At 44.2% G+C, this 3,317-nt stretch carries 4 protein-coding genes and 1 pseudogene; all 5 read right to left on the bottom strand.

The window, feature by feature from the left end:
- Positions 1–203: 203 nt before the first annotated feature.
- Entirely contained in the window at positions 204–1,826 is a 1,623-nt protein-coding gene (locus ACWATR_RS39030; protein WP_460345470.1) for an AAA family ATPase, read from the bottom strand.
- Entirely contained in the window at positions 1,823–2,014 is a 192-nt protein-coding gene (locus ACWATR_RS39025) for a hypothetical protein (protein ID WP_460345467.1), read from the bottom strand. Before ACWATR_RS39025 ends, ACWATR_RS39030 begins: the two co-directional genes overlap by 4 nt.
- Before the next feature lie 105 nt (positions 2,015–2,119).
- On the bottom strand, positions 2,120–2,332 hold the full coding sequence (locus ACWATR_RS39020; RefSeq protein ID WP_460345464.1) for a DUF2997 domain-containing protein: 213 nt from the start codon (positions 2,330–2,332) through the stop codon (positions 2,120–2,122).
- Between the two features lie 2 nt (positions 2,333–2,334).
- The gene (locus tag ACWATR_RS39015; protein WP_460345461.1) at positions 2,335–2,784 is read right to left on the bottom strand and encodes a DUF1257 domain-containing protein; all 450 of its coding nucleotides are present in this window, start codon (positions 2,782–2,784) and stop codon (positions 2,335–2,337) included.
- Between the two features lie 117 nt (positions 2,785–2,901).
- Positions 2,902–3,317 (bottom strand): annotated as a pseudogene (locus ACWATR_RS39010) (hypothetical protein); the annotation flags it as partial.

The following is a 3,317-nucleotide window of genomic DNA, read 5'->3' as shown; positions in this document are numbered from 1 at the left end:
CAATTAATAATAACCTACGTATTTATGCGAGGGCTGGAATATTGATACTATGTGTTTTGTTTCTTTCCATAATTGAAATTAAAGGCTTTGGCTCTGAGGTGAATCAATTATCAATTATCAATTATGTCTGCAATTGCGAATTGCGAATTGCGAATTGCGAATTGCTCTCGCCCCCATAAGATAGGGAGCAACCGCAATTAATATCAGTTCATATTCCGAAATTTAGCAGTACGCAAAGACTGAGTTTTTGCTGCAACCACAGGACTACTAGCCTGTCGTGCGGTCGATGCCCATTCCCTCATCCGCTCAACTGCCGCCGCATCCTGAACTGCAAGTGGGGTAATGGTTTGACGGCAATTCTCCAAATCATTAAGCGTTACCTGCTGCGGTCGTCCTTCGTCAAATGCCAACAGTGCGGCTTCAGATGCAAGGGTTTCCAGTTCTGCCCCTGAAAACTTCGCAGTGTTGACAGCAACTGCTTCCAAATACTCTGATTCCAGGTGAATACCGAATCGCTCTAGGTGAATCCCCAAAATCTGCACCCGTTCTGGTTCTGTGGGTAGATCAACAAAGAAAGCCTCATCAAACCTACCTTTGCGCTTAAACTCACTTGGTAATGCTGATGGGTCATTGCAGGTTGCAACTATAAACACACCACTCATACACTCACTCATGAACGTAAGCAAAGTTCCAAGAATCCTTTGACTAACACCACTTGTATCGCCCTGACCTGAAAGCGCCTTTTCCACCTCATCAATAAATAAGACACAAGGTGCGATCGCTTCTGCTGTTTTCAAAGCACGTTTGACATTACCCTCAGATTCGCCTACCAGACTACCCAAAAGGGATGCAATGTCGAGTTGTAGAAGTGGTAGATTGAGTATGCTAGCGATGTTTTTGGCACAGTGGGATTTTCCTGTTCCGGGTGGGCCAGCCAGCAATACACCTTTTGGTTGGGGTAACGAGAGACTTCTCGCCTCTTGCGTGAACAGCCGCCGCCGCCTCATCAGCCACTCGCGCAGTAGATCCAAACCGCCAAATGGGATTATCGCAGGTTTACCCAATTCAATACCCATTTGAGACAGTAGCCGAGTTTTGTACTCGACGGCTTTGGGGATGAAATCAGCATCAACGATGACACCATCATTAGTTAAGTTTTCTTTGACTGTTAACCGAAGGAAGTCGCTAATCTCCTCCAGGGTTAATCCCAGGGCTGCACGAGAAAGAGTTTCTTTTTCAGCATGTTCTAAGGAAATAGTGAAAGTCAATTCCTGTTCAATAGCAGACTGTTGTAGGTCATGCAAATAAGAATTGAGATGAAGTAGTATTTGATCAATGCTAGGTAAAGGGACTTCACAATAAGGAATCAATCTGACTAGAGATTCGTGTAATTGTATGTTCTGACCTAACAAGACAATGCGTTTATCTGTGGGTTTTAACCTGTGGTAAAGGTTTTTTACCTTGCTTAAAATCTCCCATGATAATTGGGGTGAATTCTTAGCAATAAAGGGGTGAATATCTCCGAGGATAAATACACCATTCCCGCTAAAGTTAGCAATGTAATCGAATACAAACAGTAGTGGGTCAGCGTGTTGTGGTCTTTTATACTCTGCAACTGGTTTAAACACCAATCCCCCATCTGCTGCGATTAAACATTGCTCCAAGGTTAATACTCCCAGATTCCAGAAGAACACAGGACTTGAAAGCTTATTGTTAGCTTCAGCAGTCAACCACTGAATAATCGTCGCTTCATCAGGAGATAGGACATCAACCGCAGCGATAGGGATTTGTGAATCTAATGTGGAGAGAAGATTTGAGAGGTTCATTGTTTTTCAATTTGATAAGGTAATGGCGCTAGTTCATCGTGAGTATTAACAAGTCTCACGACTACCTCATAAACTTCGGCATCGCCGTCAAAAACTTCCGATGTACCGTTGTTCTCTTGGTAGGCAATTGCGGTAACTATGGCATTCAGCAGCACACACAAACCTTCAGTATTTGCTTTGATGAGCACGGGCTGGTGTGGTTTTTGCTGGGCGTAAATGTGGATGAAAGGATACTCTTTAGGTACATAAAATTTTTGGGGGAACCCAATCGTCGCGGTTCCCCTTTTCCTGATTTACTGCCGTAAGCGAATAGAGTGGGTTGAAGTTGTCTGAAGTTGTCGGGTTTGGGCTTCGTCCTTGTAGATGCGATCGCTCTCGCTGACAACTCCAAGTGCTTCTTCAAATGGTTGCGTAGCCGATAAACAACTCAACCCTTCAAATCCCTCAGCCTCTACACGAACTTCACCTGTAGCGCTGTCGAAATGAATTAGTATTGAACGTTCCATATTTATCTCCGTACAAATTGTTTAACTTCTTGGTGTCCAGCAAAAGTCAGCCGTAGAGTTTGCACAGTTCCTTCTGTTGATTCAGCGATCGCGCATTCACCAAACCTTTCTTGTAACTCGGCAGCTTTAGCGCGAACCATTCTTTGTCCATAAGCCAGCATTAGTTTCTTGCTAAAAAAGTCTTGTCCCAATTTCGGAACTGTCTCGTAGCTATCGTGTATCACATCGTACACACCACTTGACTGATTCCACTTGAATCCGATGTCTGCACGGGCTTTTATGGTGCGACCAGATACGATGATTTCAGCGCTTTGTCCTTGAGAGCCACCGTAGTATCCTTTTAGTGATTGTGCTGTTTCATGTACTTGCGGATTCAGTTTCAAGTCTTGTAAAGCTTGTATTAGACATTCACAGTTAGCAAGCTTGGTTTTAACGGTTGAGAAGTGTGACATAAGAATTTTGTTCCTATAGTAGAAAGAAGTGCGGTACTCTTTTTGAGATGTATATGCTGCATTTTTCGTTTAAGGTACTTATTCTTGAGCGAATTCACCCTCGCCCAAGACTGTTTTTTACCTAAACTTGAAAGACATGACCGTAGCTTTCGATAAGCCCACGTCGTCAGCCGCAAGTGATTGCAGATTGCGCTGTTCATCTAACAACTTGGTGCGGATAGAATCTATTTTTTGCTGTAGTTGACTGCGCGTATCAGAACCAAGATTCTTAGACTCAATCGCTGGATCGTTAACGATAGAATCCAAGTGCGCCATCATCGCCTCCAAGCTACTGCCTGCCTCTGGTGAAGCGTTTGCCAATAGCACTTGAACCTTCATCAGATGACGTTGCATCTTCTTTTTGAACTGCACCGGCTTACGTCCTGGCTCCCAGTCGCTCAATTCTTCTAACAACTGCGCGGCTAGTTGTTCACCGCCAGCGATCGCAGATTCCCGTAGCCTTTGCTCCAGATTTTGGTCATACTGCTGAATGA

The sequence above is a fragment of the Nostoc sp. UIC 10890 genome, from assembly GCF_054786515.1.
Note: the sequence above shows the minus strand (reverse complement) of the source record. Positions and strands in the feature narration are given on the sequence as shown.